Source organism: Pseudomonas sp. HK3, from assembly GCF_052920985.1.
On record NZ_JBREXD010000003.1, the window covers coordinates 226,599 to 244,249 of the forward strand.

15 protein-coding genes are annotated in these 17,651 nt (G+C 42.2%); 10 read left to right on the forward strand and 5 right to left on the reverse strand.

The features are described 5' to 3' along the window. Nucleotides 1-72: 72 nt before the first annotated feature. Entirely contained in the window at nt 73-423 is a 351-nt protein-coding gene (locus tag ACU6U9_RS16340; RefSeq protein ID WP_446737188.1) for an EAL domain-containing protein, read from the reverse strand. Continuing rightward, the gene (locus ACU6U9_RS16345; protein ID WP_446736077.1) at nt 365-2,587 is read right to left on the reverse strand and encodes a 7TM diverse intracellular signaling domain-containing protein; all 2,223 of its coding nucleotides are present in this window, start codon (nt 2,585-2,587) and stop codon (nt 365-367) included. The genes ACU6U9_RS16340 and ACU6U9_RS16345 overlap by 59 nt, the downstream gene beginning before the upstream one ends. Nucleotides 2,588-2,700: 113 nt before the next feature. On the opposite strand from ACU6U9_RS16345, the gene gltX reads away from it, so the two are divergent. Genes gltX through kdsB form a run of 4 tightly spaced genes read left to right on the forward strand, consistent with a single transcriptional unit; the run spans nt 2,701 to nt 6,960 of the window. Continuing rightward, entirely contained in the window at nt 2,701-4,215 is a 1,515-nt protein-coding gene (gene gltX, locus ACU6U9_RS16350) for a glutamate--tRNA ligase (protein WP_446736078.1), read from the forward strand. Between the two features lie 11 nt (nt 4,216-4,226). Further along, nucleotides 4,227-5,603 (forward strand): mannose-1-phosphate guanylyltransferase/mannose-6-phosphate isomerase, encoded by a 1,377-nt coding sequence (locus ACU6U9_RS16355; protein WP_446736079.1) that lies wholly within the window; start codon nt 4,227-4,229, stop codon nt 5,601-5,603. 13 nt (nt 5,604-5,616) lie between these two features. Then, on the forward strand, nt 5,617-6,171 hold the full coding sequence (locus ACU6U9_RS16360) for a KdsC family phosphatase (protein ID WP_446736080.1): 555 nt from the start codon (nt 5,617-5,619) through the stop codon (nt 6,169-6,171). A 24-nt stretch (nt 6,172-6,195) separates the two neighbouring features. Further along, complete coding sequence (gene kdsB / locus ACU6U9_RS16365) at nt 6,196-6,960, forward strand: 3-deoxy-manno-octulosonate cytidylyltransferase (protein ID WP_446736081.1); 765 nt, start codon at nt 6,196-6,198, stop codon at nt 6,958-6,960. On the opposite strand, the gene ACU6U9_RS16370 is transcribed toward kdsB, so the two are convergent. Continuing rightward, nucleotides 6,957-7,295 (reverse strand): hypothetical protein, encoded by a 339-nt coding sequence (locus ACU6U9_RS16370; RefSeq protein WP_446736082.1) that lies wholly within the window; start codon nt 7,293-7,295, stop codon nt 6,957-6,959. The two genes, kdsB and ACU6U9_RS16370, sit on opposite strands and share 4 nt — an antisense overlap. Nucleotides 7,296-7,508: 213 nt before the next feature. On the opposite strand from ACU6U9_RS16370, the gene tig reads away from it, so the two are divergent. The 6 genes from tig to ACU6U9_RS16400 all read left to right on the forward strand — a co-directional run bounded on the left by tig (nt 7,509) and on the right by ACU6U9_RS16400 (nt 15,792). Further along, on the forward strand, nt 7,509-8,819 hold the full coding sequence (gene tig / locus ACU6U9_RS16375; protein WP_446736083.1) for a trigger factor: 1,311 nt from the start codon (nt 7,509-7,511) through the stop codon (nt 8,817-8,819). Between the two features lie 102 nt (nt 8,820-8,921). Next, complete coding sequence (clpP, locus tag ACU6U9_RS16380; protein ID WP_446736084.1) at nt 8,922-9,551, forward strand: ATP-dependent Clp endopeptidase proteolytic subunit ClpP; 630 nt, start codon at nt 8,922-8,924, stop codon at nt 9,549-9,551. Between the two features lie 92 nt (nt 9,552-9,643). Beyond that, a complete protein-coding gene (clpX, locus tag ACU6U9_RS16385; protein WP_446736085.1) occupies nt 9,644-10,930 on the forward strand; it encodes an ATP-dependent Clp protease ATP-binding subunit ClpX in 1,287 nt (428 codons plus the stop codon). Nucleotides 10,931-11,042: 112 nt separating this feature from the next. Beyond that, entirely contained in the window at nt 11,043-13,433 is a 2,391-nt protein-coding gene (gene lon, locus ACU6U9_RS16390) for an endopeptidase La (RefSeq protein WP_446736086.1), read from the forward strand. A 136-nt stretch (nt 13,434-13,569) separates the two neighbouring features. Beyond that, nucleotides 13,570-13,842: an HU family DNA-binding protein gene (locus ACU6U9_RS16395; RefSeq protein WP_446736087.1), complete on the forward strand. Its 273-nt coding sequence runs from the start codon at nt 13,570-13,572 to the stop codon at nt 13,840-13,842. A 111-nt stretch (nt 13,843-13,953) separates the two neighbouring features. After that, a complete protein-coding gene (locus ACU6U9_RS16400; protein WP_446736088.1) occupies nt 13,954-15,792 on the forward strand; it encodes a SurA N-terminal domain-containing protein in 1,839 nt (612 codons plus the stop codon). A 63-nt stretch (nt 15,793-15,855) separates the two neighbouring features. Here the strand turns inward: ACU6U9_RS16400 and ACU6U9_RS16405 are convergent, their stop codons facing one another. Further along, nucleotides 15,856-16,653 (reverse strand): enoyl-ACP reductase FabI, encoded by a 798-nt coding sequence (locus ACU6U9_RS16405; protein WP_446736089.1) that lies wholly within the window; start codon nt 16,651-16,653, stop codon nt 15,856-15,858. Further along, complete coding sequence (locus tag ACU6U9_RS16410; RefSeq protein WP_446736090.1) at nt 16,641-17,651, reverse strand: ABC transporter ATP-binding protein; 1,011 nt, start codon at nt 17,649-17,651, stop codon at nt 16,641-16,643. The genes ACU6U9_RS16405 and ACU6U9_RS16410 overlap by 13 nt, the downstream gene beginning before the upstream one ends.

The following is a 17,651-nucleotide window of genomic DNA, read 5'->3' on the forward strand; positions in this document are numbered from 1 at the left end:
ACAGCCAATATTGCAAACTTTGCTCATGAGTAAACGAGTGATGACATGGTGATTGATTGGTGATGTGCTTTGTTATGCTTCGAATAGCCGATCAAATTGGTCGACAGGGACTGGTCGGCCAAAATGATAACCTTGGCAATAATCACAGCCCATACTTTTTAATAGGGTAAAGCTGCGTTCAGATTCGACGCCTTCTGCAACGACGGTCATGCCTAAATTGTGCGCCATTTGAATGGCTGTTTGAACCAGTACTTGATTTTGTTTGTCGTCTTCTAGGTTTAAAATAAAGGTTTTGTCTATTTTTAACTCGTTAGCAGGCAATTTTTTTAAATAGCCGAGGTTGCTATAACCGGTGCCGAAATCATCAATGGCAATATTGAACCCTAGCTCGTTTAATGCCCAAAGGTTTTTGTAGAGCGTGATGGGTGTCGACCATCATTTGTGTTTCTGTTATTTCTAGAATGATATTTTTCGCAAGTGCTTGGTTGTCTTTTATTAAAAAAGAAGTCGCCGAAATGAAATTAGGGTCTTGGATGTTGTGCGCACTAATGTTGATCGACATTAGGAATTTAGGATTTTGCTTCTCCCATTTTTTTAATTGTAGAAAAGCACTTTTCATTACCCATAAGCTTAATGCTTGGATGATTCCAGTTTGCTCAGCAATTTCGATAAACTCATCCGGCATGATCATGCCGTACTCATCATGTGGCCAGCGAATAAGGGCTTCGGCTCCTATTATGGTATTGGTCTTTGCACAAATTAAAGGCTGGTAGTAAAGGGTCATGTGATTGTGAGCGATGGCTGTTTTGAGTTCATTTACCAGTATTAAACGGCGCTCATCATAGGTGTCTAATGTTTTGTGATAGCCGCTAATGTAGCTTTCAGCTTGATTGGCACTGTCAAGTGCAATCCCTGCGTTGCGCATCAGCATTTGTGCTTGTTGGCCGTCTTGTGGGTAGCAGGCATAACCCGTTACCACCCATGGGTCTATTTCCATTTCATTGATAATAATGGGTTTGTTTAAGCGAGCATTAAGCTTGGTAAGTTGCTCTTTTAATGTTTCTGGTGAGGTTTTATCAACTGTAAACCCTAGTGTGCTGTTACTAAGATTCGCTGCGAAAAAATGTTCATTTGAATCTATGCATTTAATATTTACTAGGCTCTGTATTTCACGATTTAAAGTTAACGCGAATTGCTCTAGTGCATAATTACTAATGTCTCTGCCGAGTGTTTTATCGAGCTCTGCTATACGCGACAGTCGCATTAATACAATAGAGAAGGGTTGTTGTTTGCTGATGTGGTTATCTAGCCAGCTGCTGAAATTATTACGGTTTGGCAGCCCAGTAATATCATTGTGTGTCGCGTTATATAGCAGCTCTTGCTGTAAATGAGCGCTTTGGCGTGCGCCATCAATAATAATTTGCTGTGCTTGTATGCGAGTTTCTTTTTCGGTGTGTAGGCGTCTTGCTAGTGCAACGGCAAATGTGAGTAGCTCTAAGGTTGAGCCTATTAAAATGGCATGATTACTAAATGTGTTAAAGGGGATGAAACCCAGCCTTGCCAGTGCAAATACGAGTATGCCTAAAATTAACCATGACCATGCGGCTAGATAAAAAAGCCTGTTGGCATTTCCTTTAGAATGATATAGCCCAATAAAAAAGCAGGCGGGCACAATAAGCAGTGTACTTACAATCGCCGCTTTAATCGCAAATACAAAGCCAATAATAAATCCGCTTAAAATAATGAATATAGGGATAAAGCTCATTAGGTATAACGGTTTGCCTTTGGTTTTTGGGTCGAGCTGCAGGAATAGTAAGTTAAATATGGTCGTAAAGGAGATAGCAAGACAGCCTAGTATCAATTGTGACCAGTTATGATACTGGGGGTTATTTGGAAAAATATACTCAAACAAAATAGCATCTTGAGATGCCATCAATAACGCAAATGTGCCTGCATAAAAGCCATACACTAAGTAAGTGTTTTCTTTTATAAAAATAAAAACAACCAGGTTAAATAAGGCCGCGCTTAGTAGTATGCCAAGGTATAAAAAAGTAAGGCTTGCCTTTGATCGGTAATAGGCTTGGAAATTATCAGGTGTCCATATTTTAATTTCGGTTTGAATAGGTGCGTTGCTTTTTATTTTCAGTAAATAATGGTGTGTGCTTTTGGGTTGCAGTGTGACGACAGAGACAAAATTTGGGTGTTTTATATTTCGGCTGCTAAAGGGCAGGCTGTCCCCTGTTTCTGACAGCGTGGTTGTTCGGTTGTCTTTAATTTCAAAAAGCGTGACGTAATCCAATAGTGGGAACGTAATATCAATTAGCTTTAAAAGTGGGCGTTGTGTGGCATTGCTTAGGTTGAATTTTAGCCACACTGTAGAGCTGCGATAACCTAGATTGATTCCGCTGTGTTCTATTTTTTGCCATGAGTCGTCTTCAAATGATAAAACCGACTGGCCATTAAAATGGTGATTAGGATCTTCAAACAACCAGAATTCATCGACAGACTGTTGGCCGGTGTGGTCTATGCTGGTGGCGAAAACTGCACTAGAAACCAGCATAAGCAGAGCTAAAGTCCAATTGAGCATTATGTGCAGCGATCCTATAAGGGTTATTTTAAGCATAGTTCAGGGTTTGATATTGGCCAAAGTCCTTGATAGGCCTATAATTCACGCCTTTTGAAGTACCATTCGGGATATTTATGACTGTTCGCACTCGCATAGCACCTTCTCCAACCGGCGACCCACACGTAGGCACAGCTTATATTGCTTTGTTTAATCTTGCTTTTGCGCGTCAGCACGGCGGGCAGTTTCTTTTGCGTATCGAAGATACTGATCAAAGCCGTAGCACACTTGAATCAGAACAAACCATTTACGACAGCCTGCGCTGGCTTGGTCTTGACTGGGATGAAGGTCCTGATGTGGGTGGTGACAAAGGCCCTTATCGCCAAAGTGAACGCAGTGCTATTTATGCCGAGCACACTGAAAAACTGCTGGCATCAGGCCATGCCTTTAAGTGCTATCGCACCGCGGAAGAGTTAGACGTGTTACGTGCTCAAAAGCAAGAAGCAGGGGGCTTTTCAGCGTTAAAATTCAGTGACCTTCAATTACCTGATGATGTGATTGCTCAGCGTACAGCGGACAATGCACCTTATGTTGTGCGTATGCATGTGCCTGAAGAAGGGGTTTGTACCTTCAATGACATGCTGCGTGGCGATATCGAAATGGATTGGGGCATGGTTGACTGCCAAATCTTGATGAAATCAGACGGCATGCCTACTTATCATCTTGCAAATGTGGTTGATGATCACTTAATGGAGATCTCCCATGTTATTCGTGGTGAAGAGTGGCTAAGTTCAGCGCCTAAGCACCAGCTGCTTTATAAATACTTTGGTTGGGATATGCCGGTACTGTGTCATATGCCGTTATTGCGCAACCCCGATAAGTCAAAACTAAGCAAGCGTAAGAACCCAACAAGCATCTTGTATTACAAGCGTATGGGTTTCATGCCAGAAGCATTGCTCAATTACTTGGGCCGCATGGGTTGGTCTATGCCCGATGAGCGCGAACAATTTAGCCGTGATGATATGTTTGCTAATTTTGATATTTCCCGCGTGTCATTGGGCGGGCCGATTTTTGACCAAGAAAAATTGAGCTGGTTAAACAGTCAATGGATTCGTGATTTATCACAGGAAGAATTTGTTGAGCAATTTGTTAAATGGGGCCTGAACAAAGAAGCCTTAATGCCGGCAATTGAACACATTCAGCCGCGTGTTGAGCGCTTTAGTGATGTGGTGCCATTAGCCGGCTTTTTATTGTCAGGGATGCCGAGTTTAACTGAAGAAAGTTTTGCGCATAAATCAATCGAACAAGCGCAAATGGCTGAGTTACTGCAAATGGGTTTGTGGCAGCTTGAGGCGATTCGCAATTGGCAGAAGCCTGAAATTCAGCAGCGTTTGTTTGCTTTGGCTAAAATTGAAGGCATTAAACCAAAAGACTTTTTGTTTGGATTTTTTGTGGCGATTGCCGGTACCGCTAACTCGTTTTCTGTATTAGACAGCATGCAAATTCTTGGGCCCGATATGAGCCGTTCTCGTGTACGTCATGCAGTGGATGTACTCGGTGGAATCTCGAAAAAAGGCATGAAAAAACTCGATAAGAAATACCGTGACGTCTCTGCGCAAATTGAAGCTCAATTGGCCGAACCAAAAGAGTAGTCGAGATTAAAATGGCCTTATATCCAGTCATACTTGCTGGGGGCGTAGGCTCTCGGCTTTGGCCGTTGTCTCGACAAAACCACCCTAAGCAATTTTTAGATTTGCTTGGGTGTGGTGATACTTTATTGCAGTCAACCATTAAGCGGGCACAAGCCTGTAGCGCGATACCACCCTTGATGATTGCCAATAAGGATCATCGGTTCTTATTGCAGCATCAAATTGCACCACTTGGGTTGTTGCCTGAGCATGTTTTGCTTGAACCGGGTTCTAGGAATACAACATCGGCCATTTCTATCGCATGCTTGCAGGTAATAAAACAAGACCCTAACGGGGTTGTGCTTATTCTACCTGCCGATCATTACCTCCCTGATGTCGCTTTGTTTGCGAATGCTATAGCGCAATTTATTGATGGGCTTGCCCCCGACAAAATTGGGCTTATTGGCATTAAACCGAGATATGGCGCAACGCAATACGGTTATATGGCAATCGAGCAGCGTGAGTGCAGTAGTGCAGTAGAGCGCTTTATTGAAAAACCCAATAAAGAGGTCGCGCAGCAGTTGTGTCAGCAAGCTAACGTGGCTTGGAATAGCGGTGTGGTCGTTGCACGAGCAGCGACGATTTTGAATGCTTTAAGTATTGACGCACCTGAGATTTTAAAGCTTGCTGAGCAGTCATTTTTACAATCGACATCGCTATATGATTTTAAGGTAATGAGTGATGATTACTTGCAAATAGATAATGTAGCATTTGATGTTAGCGTACTGGAAAAAAGCACAAAGTTAGTAGCCTGTATGCTTGATCAAGAGTGGGATGACTTAGGATCGTGGTCGTCTTTACTTGCTCAACGTAAATCATTAGGCGTGGCGGACTATAATATATTTGCAGATGGCCAAACAACATTAGCTTTTAATGCGGATGATATGGTGCTTGTCAAAAATGATGATGTCATTTTAATGGCTCATCAAGACTCATTAATGGATATGACGAGCGTTAGTAATTATCTAAAAGCGCATAATTTACAGTCTCTATTGAATCGTATTGATGTTCATCGCCCTTGGGGTCGATTTAAAGTGCTTGCGCAAGAAGCGCATTTTATTGTTAAGCAGCTTATTGTTTTCCCAAATTCGCAGATATCATTGCAAAGCCATGAGTTTCGTCGAGAAAATTGGGTGGTGGTAAAAGGGCGGGCGCGGATTCAGTTAAATGATAAAGAGTTTGAGTTGGGTATTGGCGAATCAATTAGTATTGATAAACAACAAAAACATAGACTGCATAACCCTTATGATGAGCCGTTAGAAATAATTGAGGTTCAAAGTGGCGACCACTTGGATGAGAACGACATCATTCGATACGATGATCAGTATGAGCGCCACATAAATAATACGTAAAAGGATTCTACCTATGATGCTTCCAAATCACATAAAAGAAAAAGCGCGCAATATTTCACTCATGATTTTTGACGTGGATGGTGTGCTAACCGACGGTACGCTTGTTTATGGTACAAATGGTGAAGAGGTAAAGCATTTCAATGTTAAAGATGGCGTTGGGATTAAGCTTCTGCAAACCTATGGGGTTCATGTGGCGATCATTAGTGCAAAAGATTCTGCGCCGCTAAGAAAGCGTATTTCGGATCTAGGAATTGAGCATGCTTATTTAGCCTGCAAAGATAAGCTTGAAGCGCTTAATGTTTTAACGTCAAAATTTAATATTGATAATGAACAAGTTGCCTACTGTGGTGATGATGTGATTGACCTTAAGGTAATGAAAATCATTGGTCTGGCTATGGCCCCCAGTGATGCATATGGAATGGTCAAAGAGCATTCCGATTATGTGACAAATGCAATGGGCGGCAAGGGGGTGGCTCGAGAAGTAGCGGACGTATTGCTGTCTAGTCGCATGGATCTTGAAGCCGCTTATGTCAAAGCGATGCTGCCTGAATTTGAGAATAAAAAATAAGATACTTTGTATTAGGAATAAAGCATGTCTGCTTATAAAATTGTAATCCCTGCTCGTTACGGGTCAAGTCGCTTACCAGGGAAGCCATTAATCGAAATGGCGGGTAAGCCCATGGTTCAGCATGTGTATGAGCGTGCCTTGGCGACGGGCGTCGGTGATATTGTTATAGCCACCGATGATCAACGCATATTTGATGTTGCTAAAGGCTTTGGCGCTAATGTGGTCATGACCTCAGTCGAGCATGAAAATGGCACTGAGAGAATTGCAGAGGTTGCGCATAAGCTTGGTTGGGGCGCGGATGATGTCATTGTTAACGTACAGGGTGATGAACCCTTGATTCCACGTGAATTAATTGAACTGACGGCAAAAGGCCTACTAGACCACCCTGAGGCAGGGATGTCGTCTTTGTGCTCGCCAATTGGCAGTGCAGAGGATGCATTTGATCCCAATGCGGTGAAAGTCGTGTTAGATAATGCAGGCTTTGCCATGTACTTTAGTCGAGCGTCGATTCCTTGGGATCGTGATCTGTATAAATCAGGTCAGACTAAGCTTACGCAAATTGCGCCTGTGTATCGCCATATCGGTATGTATGGGTATCGTGTTTCATTTTTGCAGCAGTACGCCACAATGGAAATGACGGCACTTGAGCAAGCCGAATGCTTGGAGCAGCTTCGCGCGCTTTGTTATGGCGTGAAGATTCATATGGGTGTCATTGATCAGCCCCCAGGTCATGGGGTTGATACGCCTGAAGACGTTGCTCGCGTCGAAGCGCAGTTAGCCTCAGTTTAAATCAGAGTCAGCTGGCACGCGCTGTTCATTTGTGGACGGTGCGAAATCCAGTTGATGAGAGTGTGGTTACGCAGTGCCAATAGCTCAAGCGTTTGGTGTTGTTTAACCGGTATTATTTCTCTATCAAGCGTGATAGAAAGATAATTGCCACTTGTAATGGCGATTTCCAAGGCTTTGCAAAGTTGTTCTGGTTTCTTGGGGTGTAGCATTAATACTCTTTGCTGCTCTTCGAGCGACAGCTGCTTAATCTGCTTAATTTGTATTGGGCTTGGTGAAATCCAAAGCATCCAATAATGGCTTGATGGCAGTGATTGAGATTTAAGTAGTGCGTTCATAAGCGACCTGTTTATCCATACAGTGTTTTACTGGCTGAGTGAACAGTACTGTATAAAAAAACAGTTGTAAAGGTCACTAAGTGATCAATTATGGGTGTAATTGGCCAATTACATGAAATTGAGCCAAAAAACTGCTTGATTCCCTAGGTTCAGATCAATAGAGTTACCAACCCTAAAATTCACCAGTTTATGTATTTTGTGTGTGAGGCATTCATGCAAGTTTCAGTAGAAACATTGGCAGGCTTAGAACGCAAGCTTGTAATCGATATTCCAGCATCTGACGTAGAGCAAGAAATTGCTAAGCGTTTGGATCAAGTTTCTCGTACCGCTCGTATCGACGGTTTCCGTAAAGGAAAAATCCCAATGCGCGTTATCAAACAGCGCTATGGTCAAGGTGTTCGCCAAGAAGTACTAGGTGAGCAAATGCAGCAAGGCTTTGTTAAAGCAGTGACTCAGGAAAAACTGAATCCAGCTGGTATGCCTTCTGTTCAACCGTTGGTCGATGAAGAAGGCAAAGACTTCCAATTCGCAGCCACGTTTGAAATTTATCCTGAAGTAAACGTATCGGGTCTTGAAAATATCAGTGTTGAAAAATTTGCAACTGAAGTAACAGATGCTGATCTTGAAAACATGATTGATATCCTGCGTAAGCAACAAGCTAAATTTGAAGTTTCTGAAGCAGCCGCTAAAGATGGCGACAAAGTTAAAATCGACTTTGATGGCTATGTTGATGGCGAAGCATTCGAAGGCGGCAAAGCTGAAAGCTACGACCTGACTCTTGGCTCTAATAGCATGATCCCTGGTTTCGAAGATCAAGTTGTTGGTATGAAAGCCGGTGATGAAGGCACAATTAAAGTGACTTTCCCTGCTGAATATCAAAGCGAAGCGCTTGCTGGTAAAGACGCAGAATTCAAAATTACAGTAAATCAAGTAGAAGCATCTGAGCTACCTGAACTGAACCAAGAATTCTTCAAGCTGTTTGGTGTTGAGTCTGAAGATCTAGAATCTTTCAAGAAAGACGTTCGTGGCAACATGGAGCGCGAACTGAAACAGGCAATTCAACGTAATACTAAAAACCAAGCGCTTGAAGGCTTGCTAGAGCAAAACAACATCGATGTTCCTGCTGCGTTAGTTGATCAAGAAATTGAGCGCTTACAAGAACAAGCTTTCCAGCAGTTTGGTGGTGGTCAGCAATTCAAGCCAGGCATGTTGCCTAAAGAATTGTTCCAGCCACAAGCCGAGCGTCGTGTGAAGCTAGGCTTGCTTATTAATGCAGCCATTGAGCAGCTAGAAATCAAAGCTGATGACGCTAAAGTAGACGCACTAATCGAAGATATGGCATCAACGTATCAAGATCCAGAGCAAGTTAAAGAGTTCTACAAATCTAATAAAGAACAGCGTTCTCAACTTGAAGCACTGGCATTGGAAGAGCAGGTTGTTGAAACCATTCTTGCAAAAGCCACTGTAACTGAAAAAGACAGTAGCTATGAAGAAGTGATTAAAGCGGCAAATAACGCCCAATAATTATTTCTACTGCCAATCTGGCAGCATACACGCTACACTCATTAAACAGCTGTTATCTAAGATAACGGCTGTTTTTTCTGATGTCGTTGACGGAGATAACGAATGAAAGATCTTCTGGCCGCCCAGGATCCAGCTATCCAAATGTCAGGCCTTGTGCCAATGGTGGTTGAGCAAACTGCCCGAGGTGAACGTTCATATGATATATATTCACGCTTATTAAAAGAGCGTGTCATATTCTTAGTAGGCCAAGTGGAAGACCACATGGCAAACTTGATCGTGGCCCAATTATTGTTCTTAGAAGCTGAAAACCCTGAAAAAGATATACAGCTGTATATTAATTCGCCAGGTGGCTCTGTGACTGCGGGTATGTCGATTTACGACACTATGCAGTTTATTAAGCCAAATGTGACTACAATCTGTATTGGTCAAGCTTGCAGCATGGGTGCATTTCTTCTTTCCGCAGGTGAGAAGGGTAAGCGCTATGGTCTTCCTAATAGCCGCGTCATGATTCACCAGCCAAGTGGTGGTGCTCAAGGGCAAGCAACTGATATATTAATTCAAGCTGAAAACATCAAAGAAACAAAAGACCGCTTGAATAGAATTATGGCCAAGCACTCTGGCCGTAGTGTTGAAGAAGTAGCTGCTGATACCGAGCGCGATAACTTTATGAATGCAGAGCAGGCATTGGAGTACGGCTTGATTGACGAGATATTAGAGAAGCGTCCAAGCTAACCGTTTAAACTTTGATGCAATTGGCTGTAACCTTAAAGATGTGTCGGTAAGCAGCATCTTTACATAATTGCTGTAGATAATGAGGAAGTCGAATGAGCGACGAATCAAACAATAAAGACGACAAGGGTAAGTTACTTTACTGCTCTTTTTGCGGGAAAAGTCAGCACGAAGTTCGCAAGCTGATAGCAGGTCCGAGCGTCTTTATTTGTGATGAGTGTGTCGACCTTTGTAACGACATTATTCGTGAAGAGGTTCAAGAAAGTCAGGGCGAAGCGCCTTCTGACCGCTTGCCGACACCTAAAGAAATTAAAGAAACCCTTGATGAATATGTCATCGGTCAAGATCGTGCAAAAATTGTCTTATCAGTAGCGGTATATAACCACTACAAACGTCTGCGTCATGGCGAAGGCAAAAAAGGCTTAACTGAGCTGACTAAAAGTAATATTTTGCTTATTGGTCCTACTGGTAGTGGTAAAACATTACTGGCTGAAACATTAGCTCGTATGCTGAATGTGCCTTTCACGATTGCAGATGCAACCACATTAACAGAAGCCGGTTATGTGGGTGAAGATGTTGAAAATATCATCCAGAAGCTACTGCAGAAATGTGATTACGATGTTGATAAGGCCCAGCGCGGTATTGTTTACATTGATGAAATCGACAAAATTTCTCGCAAGTCTGATAACCCTTCCATCACTCGTGATGTAAGTGGTGAAGGCGTACAGCAAGCTTTGCTGAAATTAATTGAAGGCACTGTTGCTTCTGTTCCTCCGCAAGGTGGGCGCAAGCATCCACAACAAGAATTTCTTCAGGTGAATACCGGAAATATTTTGTTTATTTGTGGTGGTGCATTTGCTGGTCTTGATCAAATTATTCGTGACCGCACAGAAAAGAGCGGCATTGGCTTTAACGCAATAGTGAAGGCTAAGGATGATAATAAAACTTTAGGTTCTTTGCTTAAAAATGTTGAGCCACTTGATTTGGTTAAGTATGGTCTTATTCCTGAGTTCATCGGTCGTTTGCCAGTTGTTGCAACGCTAGATGAGCTGGATGAAGAAGCACTGATTCAGATTTTAGTTGAACCTAAAAACGCATTGGTTAAACAGTATCAAGCGTTGTTTGAAATGGAAGATGTTGAACTTGAGTTTCGTGATACTGCTCTAGTTGCTGTTGCAAATAAAGCAATGGAGCGTAAAACAGGTGCTCGTGGTTTGAGGTCTATCATGGAAGGCATTTTGTTGGATAGCATGTACAAAATTCCATCAGAAGATCATGTTTCAAAAGTCGTCATTGATGATGCTGTAATTAATGGTGATAACGAGCCATTGTTTATTTATGAATCAACAGAGAGCGCAAAAGTTGCCCCTGATGATGCATAACGTTAACTAAGGGGCCAATTGGCCCCTTTTTTTATGTTTTGGCCTTGTATTCTATTTGTTTTATCCCCATCTTAAACCTATGTTCAGTGCACCGCTAAGCACAAGGTAATTTATGACAACAGAAACTCTTCCAGTACTGCCTCTTCGTGATGTAGTTGTTTACCCTCATATGGTCATTCCTTTATTTGTTGGCCGCGATAAGTCTATTAAGGCTTTAGAGTCAGCAATGGAGGGAAGTAAAAAAATTCTCTTAGTTGCACAAAAAAATGCAACGACAGACGAGCCTGAAGCTGCAGATATATATAATGTAGGAACCGTGGCGACTGTTTTGCAACTTTTGAAGTTACCAGATGGCACCGTTAAAGTTTTAGTTGAAGGTTTACATCGCTGTGAAGTAACCGACTTTAAAGAAATCGATGATTTTTATCAGGCTGATTCATCACACCTTGAAATTGAAGCGATTGCAGAGCGTGAAGAATCTGTTTTAGTAAAAGCCGTGATTCAGCAATTTGATCAGTTTGTTCAAATGAGCAAAAAGGTGCCGAGTGAAGTATTGGCGTCGATTGAAAGCATAGAAGAAGCTGGTCGCCTAGCTGATACCATTACAGCCCACTTGGCATTAAAGTTAGATGAGAAACAAGCTATTTTAGAAATGGTTTCTGAGCGTGATCGTTTAGAGCATTTAATGGCGTTGATTGAATCAGAAGTTGATTTGCTTGATATAGAGAAACGCATTCGCGGTCGCGTTAAAAAGCAGATGGAAAAAAGTCAGCGCGAATATTATTTGAATGAGCAAATGAAAGCCATTCAAAAAGAATTAGGCGACATGGATGACGTGCCTAATGAGCTTGAAGATTTGCAAAATAAAATTACTGAATCGGGCATGCCAAAAGATGCAAAAGACAAAGCCGATTCAGAATTAAATAAATTAAAAATGATGTCACCAATGTCAGCCGAAGCCTCAGTGGTTCGCGGATATTTAGATTGGATGATTGGCGTCCCTTGGAAAAACAAAAGTAAAACACGCAGTAATATTGAACTAGCTGATGAAATTTTAAACGAAGATCACTTTGGTTTAGATGAAGTTAAAGAACGTATCCTTGAATATTTAGCGGTTCAAAAGCGTGTTAAAAAGTCTACCGGTAATATTCTGTGTTTAGTTGGGCCACCGGGTGTGGGTAAGACATCCCTTGGTCGTTCTATTGCTAAAGCGACGAATCGTAAATATGTGCGCATGGCATTGGGCGGTGTTCGCGATGAAGCTGAAATTCGTGGTCATCGTCGTACCTATATTGGTTCTATGCCGGGTAAGCTAATTCAAAAAATTAACAAAGTAGGGGTGAAGAATCCTCTTTTCTTGTTAGATGAAATAGATAAAATGGGTATGGATCATCGTGGTGATCCTGCTAGTGCATTATTAGAGGTGCTGGACCCAGAGCAAAACAGTACATTCAGTGATCATTACCTTGAGGTTGATTTCGATTTATCCGAAGTAATGTTTGTGTGTACCGCTAATAGTATGAATATTCCTGCCCCACTATTGGATCGTATGGAAATCATTCGAATTCCAGGTTATACCGAAGACGAAAAAGTTAGTATCTGTGAGCGCTATTTATTGCCTAAGCAAATGAAAAGCAATGGCGTGAAAGAATCTGAATTGACGTTATCACAAGAGAGTTTGCGCCATGTTGTGCGTCATTACACCAAAGAAGCTGGTGTGCGTGGACTTGAGCGTCAAATGGCCAAAATATGCCGTAAAGTTGTCAAAGAAAATGTGATGGCAAAAGGTAAAGAGCTGAATAGTGAAATAAAGCCTGAGCAAATCGAAGATTATCTTGGTGTGCAAAAATTCCGTTATGGTTTAGCAGAAGAAGATCACCAAGTTGGTCAAGTAACAGGTTTGGCTTGGACTTCTGTAGGTGGTGAAATTTTAACCATTGAGTCGGCTATTTCAATGGGTAAGGGGCGCGTTGTAAAAACTGGCTCCTTGGGTGATGTCATGCAAGAGTCTATACAAGCGGCTTTAACCGTTGTGAAGAGTCGCTCTGAAGGCCTTGGGCTTCCAATAGACTTCTTTGAAACTCATGACCTTCACATTCACGTCCCAGAGGGCGCTACACCAAAAGACGGCCCGAGTGCTGGAGTTGGTATGGTAACGGCTCTAATGTCTGTTATAACGAACACAGAAGTGCGTTCTGATGTGGCTATGACAGGTGAAGTGACTTTGCGTGGTAAAGTACTCGCAATTGGTGGCTTAAAAGAGAAATTACTCGCGGCACACCGCGGTGGAATTAAAACGGTTTTAATTCCAGAAGAAAATGAGCGAGACTTAAAAGAAATTCCTGACAATATCAAACAAGAGCTAGAAATCATCCCTGTTAAGTGGGTTGACGAAGTGCTTGATGTTGCATTAACGGGCAATCTTGAAAAAAATGTTGCTTCAGTTATTGAAAAGGAAGCCGCAACCCAGCAAAATCAGCAGGGTCGATTGAGTACTCATTAATATAAAAAACTAACTAAGCGGTTGACACTCGGCTTAGCGCTGGTATACCTTTCAGCGTTCTATCTAGGTCTATGCTACAGCGCTTAGCGATACCAGTTTACATCTATAATAACCAATTTTGGTAAAGGGGATACGTGTGAATAAATCTGAATTAATTGATGCAATTGCTGCTTCAGCAGACATTCCAAAAGCAGCCGCAGGCCGCGCTTTGGATGCAACTGTTGATGCAATTACAAATGCATTAAAAGAAGGCGATCAAGTGGTTCTTGTTGGTTTTGGTACTTTTGCGGTTAAAGAACGTGCTGCTCGTACCGGCCGTAACCCACAAACAGGTGAGCCAATTCAAATTGCGGCTGCTAAAGTGCCAGGCTTCAAGCCAGGTAAAGCATTGAAAGATGCCGTAAACTAAGATATCCAATAATAACGCAAGTTGTTATGTGAATATGATAAAAGGCGCATCTCCTTGGTGCGCTTTTTCTGTTATCTAGTAAGAAGAATTCTAAGAAAGGTTGATTGTTCCATGCTGCAGGCTATTCGTGATGGTTCAAAAGGTGTTGCTGCTAAAATTATAGTAGGTTTAATAATTTTAACGTTTGCGCTATTTGGTATTGAAAGTATTGTTGCTTTAGGTGGTGGCGAAGATGCACCGGCTGAAGTAAATGGTGAAGAAATTACTGAGTATCAGGTCCAGCAAATGGTTGAGATGCAGAAACGTCGCTTTCAGGCACAATTTGGTGAAAACTTTGATCCATCTATGATCAAAGATGAAATGTTGAGAGAGTCAGCGGTTGAGAGCTTGATTAACGAAACATTATTCAAGCAAGCGGCGACTAAATCTGGAGTGTACTTCTCAGATGCGGCAATCGACCAAATCATCCTACAATCGCCTGAGTTTCAAGTTGGCGGTCAGTTTAATCGAGATAGCTACGATTTAGCATTACGCAGTGCAGGTTTCACTCGTAGCACGTACCGTGAATTACTACGTACCTCTTTATCGACTCAGCAAGCGCAGAATGCTTGGCAGGGTACCAGTTTTGCAACACCATTTGAGGCGAAGTTAGCCGCTAAACTTGAGTCACAAGAGCGTAATTTCTCTTATGTTGAATTCTTGTTGGCTGATGCAAAAAAATCAATCCAAGTTTCTGATGACGATATTGCGAAGCACTATGAAGAGAATACCGCTCAGTTTATGACGCAAGATAAGGTCAGCATTAATTATGTCGAATTGAAGCGCGATAGCTTAGCTAAGAATGTTTCGATTGATGAAGATGAAGTTGCAGAGCGTTATAGTGAAATGGAAGCTCAAGCAGCAAGCAAAAAAGAATTCAGAGCAGCGCACATCTTATTGTTATCAAATGATGAAGCGGCTCAAAAAATCATGACAGAAATTAAGGGCAAGTTAGCTTCTGGGCAATCATTCGAAGAATTGGCTAAAGAATATTCAGAAGATGATACGTCTAAATTTGCTGGTGGTGATTTAGGGTTTGCAACTGATGAAATTTATGAAGATGCTTTTGCACAAACCCTTACAAGTCTTGAAAAAGAACAAGTATCTGAAGTAGTTGAAACACGTGATGGTTTGCATTTAATAAAACTATTAGACGTGCGCCAACCTGAAGTTGCGTCTTTTGCTGAGCTTAAAGATTCAATTGCAACAAGTCTTCGTCAAGAAGCGGTACAGGTTGAATATTTAGAAGCACTTGAAACACTAAAAGACGAAGCGTTCTCGTCTAACAGTATCGATGCACCAGCTCAGTCATTGGGTCTTACGGTTAAGTCTGAAGGTCCATTCTCAGAAGCGGGTGGCAAAGGTGTTGCTGCAAATCGTGAAGTCGTTATGGCGGCATTCTCAGATGTTGTTTTAAACGAAGGCACCAACAGTGAAGTGATTGAATTAAATGATGGCCATGCTGTTGTTGTTCATTTAAATGAATTCATAGAATCAACGGCTAAGCCTTTAGCTGACGTAAGCGCACAAATTAAGGAGCAGCTCACAAACCGTAAAGCAACTGAACAAGTTGAAGAGCAAGCCAAGCAAGCGTTAGCCAATGCAAATGCTGGTGAGTTCACAGGGTCTTGGGTATCAGTTAACAATAAAACTCGTCAGTTTACGGGTGTGGATGCGAAGGTTGTTACAGCAGCGTTTGCTTTGCCATTCAATGAAGACAAGCCGTCATTTGAACTCGTTAGCACCAGTGGCGGTAATCAGGTTTTACTTCGTTTAGATAGCATTAAGCGTGATGTTGAAGTGGCACAAAGTGATGATGAGCTTCAAAAAGTAAGTCGTGCTAAGTCATACAATGAATACAAAGCGTTTTACCAGTATCAGCTTGATAGTGCTGATATTGATAAAAACTAATTAGTGATTCTGCACTCATAAAAAAAGGGCCTCTAGGCCCTTTTTTTATGAGTGCTATTTTGATTATTCTTGCTCAAGCATTTCTGCTGATGATATAGCGCAGGTATTAAACCCTGCATCTACGTACATAATCTCACCTGTGATGCCGCTTGATAAGTCTGACGCTAAAAACATGGCAGTATTGCCCACTTCATCAATGGTGACATTACGGCGTAAAGGTGCACGTTGTGCATTGTCTTTGAGCATTTTCCTAAAGCTTTTGATCCCTGAGGCAGCAAGCGTTCGAATAGGGCCAGCACTGATCGCATTTACGCGAATGCCGCTAGGGCCCAAGTTACTTGCTAAGTAGCGTACTCCGGCTTCAAGGCTCGCTTTAGCCATACCCATGACATTGTAGTTAGGCAGTGTTTGAGTTGAGCCGTGATAAGTTAGCGTTAAAACCGATGCTGTTTCACTGAGTGTGTCTTTGAATGCAGACGTTAACGCAATGAAGCTATAACTGCTGATGTCATGGGCAATTTTAAAGCCCTCCCGTGTGGACACATCGACCATATCGCCTTCTAGTTCGTGCCCAGGGGCATAACCAACAGAATGAACGAGTACATCTAATGTTGACCAGTGTTGGCACACGCTTGTTTTTAAATCGTTTATTTCGACATCGCTAGCGACATCACATGGAAAAACAAGGCTGCTGCCAAATTCTTCAGCGAAACCTTCGACGCGGCTTTTTAACTTTTCGTTTTGATAAGTGAAGGCCAATTGCGCACCTTGCTCATGAAAACTTTTTGCTATGCCATAGGCGATGGATTTTTTACTGGCAATACCGACAATTAATGCGGTTTTTCCACTTAGTAGTCCCATGGTGACTCCCAATTTTCAAAAGATTGCTGATGATAGTGGCAAGCCACTTGGTGGTCTTGACTGTCTGTAACGATTAATTGTGGTCTTGTATTGTGGCAGTCTGATTTCACCTCTGGGCAGCGAGTATTAAAGTGGCAGCCTGGTGGTGGTGAAACGGGGGAGGGAAGCTCCCCTGAAATTCTTCTCTTTTTTCTTTTTGAATTAGGGTCCGGTGTGGGAATGGCATCTAGCAAAAATTGCGTATAAGGATGTCGCGGTGCTTTAAAAAGCGTTTCGCTGTCTGCAGATTCAACAATGGAGCCTAAGTACATGACGCTAATTCGATCCGATATATGCTTAACTACGGCTAAATCGTGAGCAATAAATAAAATAGCCAAATTCATTTCACGCTGTAGGTCGATTAACAGGTTTATAATCTGTGATTGAACCGACACATCAAGTGCAGACACCGGCTCATCACAAATTAACAGTTCGGGTTCGAGTGCAATTGCACGAGCGATGCCGATGCGCTGACGTTGTCCACCAGAAAATTCATGGGGGTATTTATTTATAGCGTGCTCAGGCATGCCCACACGTGCAAGTAACAGCTTTACTTTTTCGGCTCGCTCTTGAGCGTTTAGTTTTGTGTGAATAACAAATGGTTCTTCCAGCGTGCTACCAATGGTATGTCTTGGGTTTAATGACTCATAAGGGTCTTGAAAAACATATTGGACTTTGGGGCGAAGTGGGCGAAGTTGTCTTTGGCTTAACTCGGTTAGATTGGTTTGCTTGAAATGTATTTCACCTGTGGTTGGTTCATACAATCGAGCAATGGTTTTTGCCAGTGTGCTTTTTCCGCAGCCAGACTCGCCAACAATCCCAAGTGTCTCCCCTGGTTTGATGTATAAGTCTACATTATCAACGGCACGTAATTGCTGTTTAGGCTTAAACCAATTCGATTTGCCTGTTGGGAAAAATTTAGATAAACCTTTAACGGTTAATACATGCTCTTGTGGCAT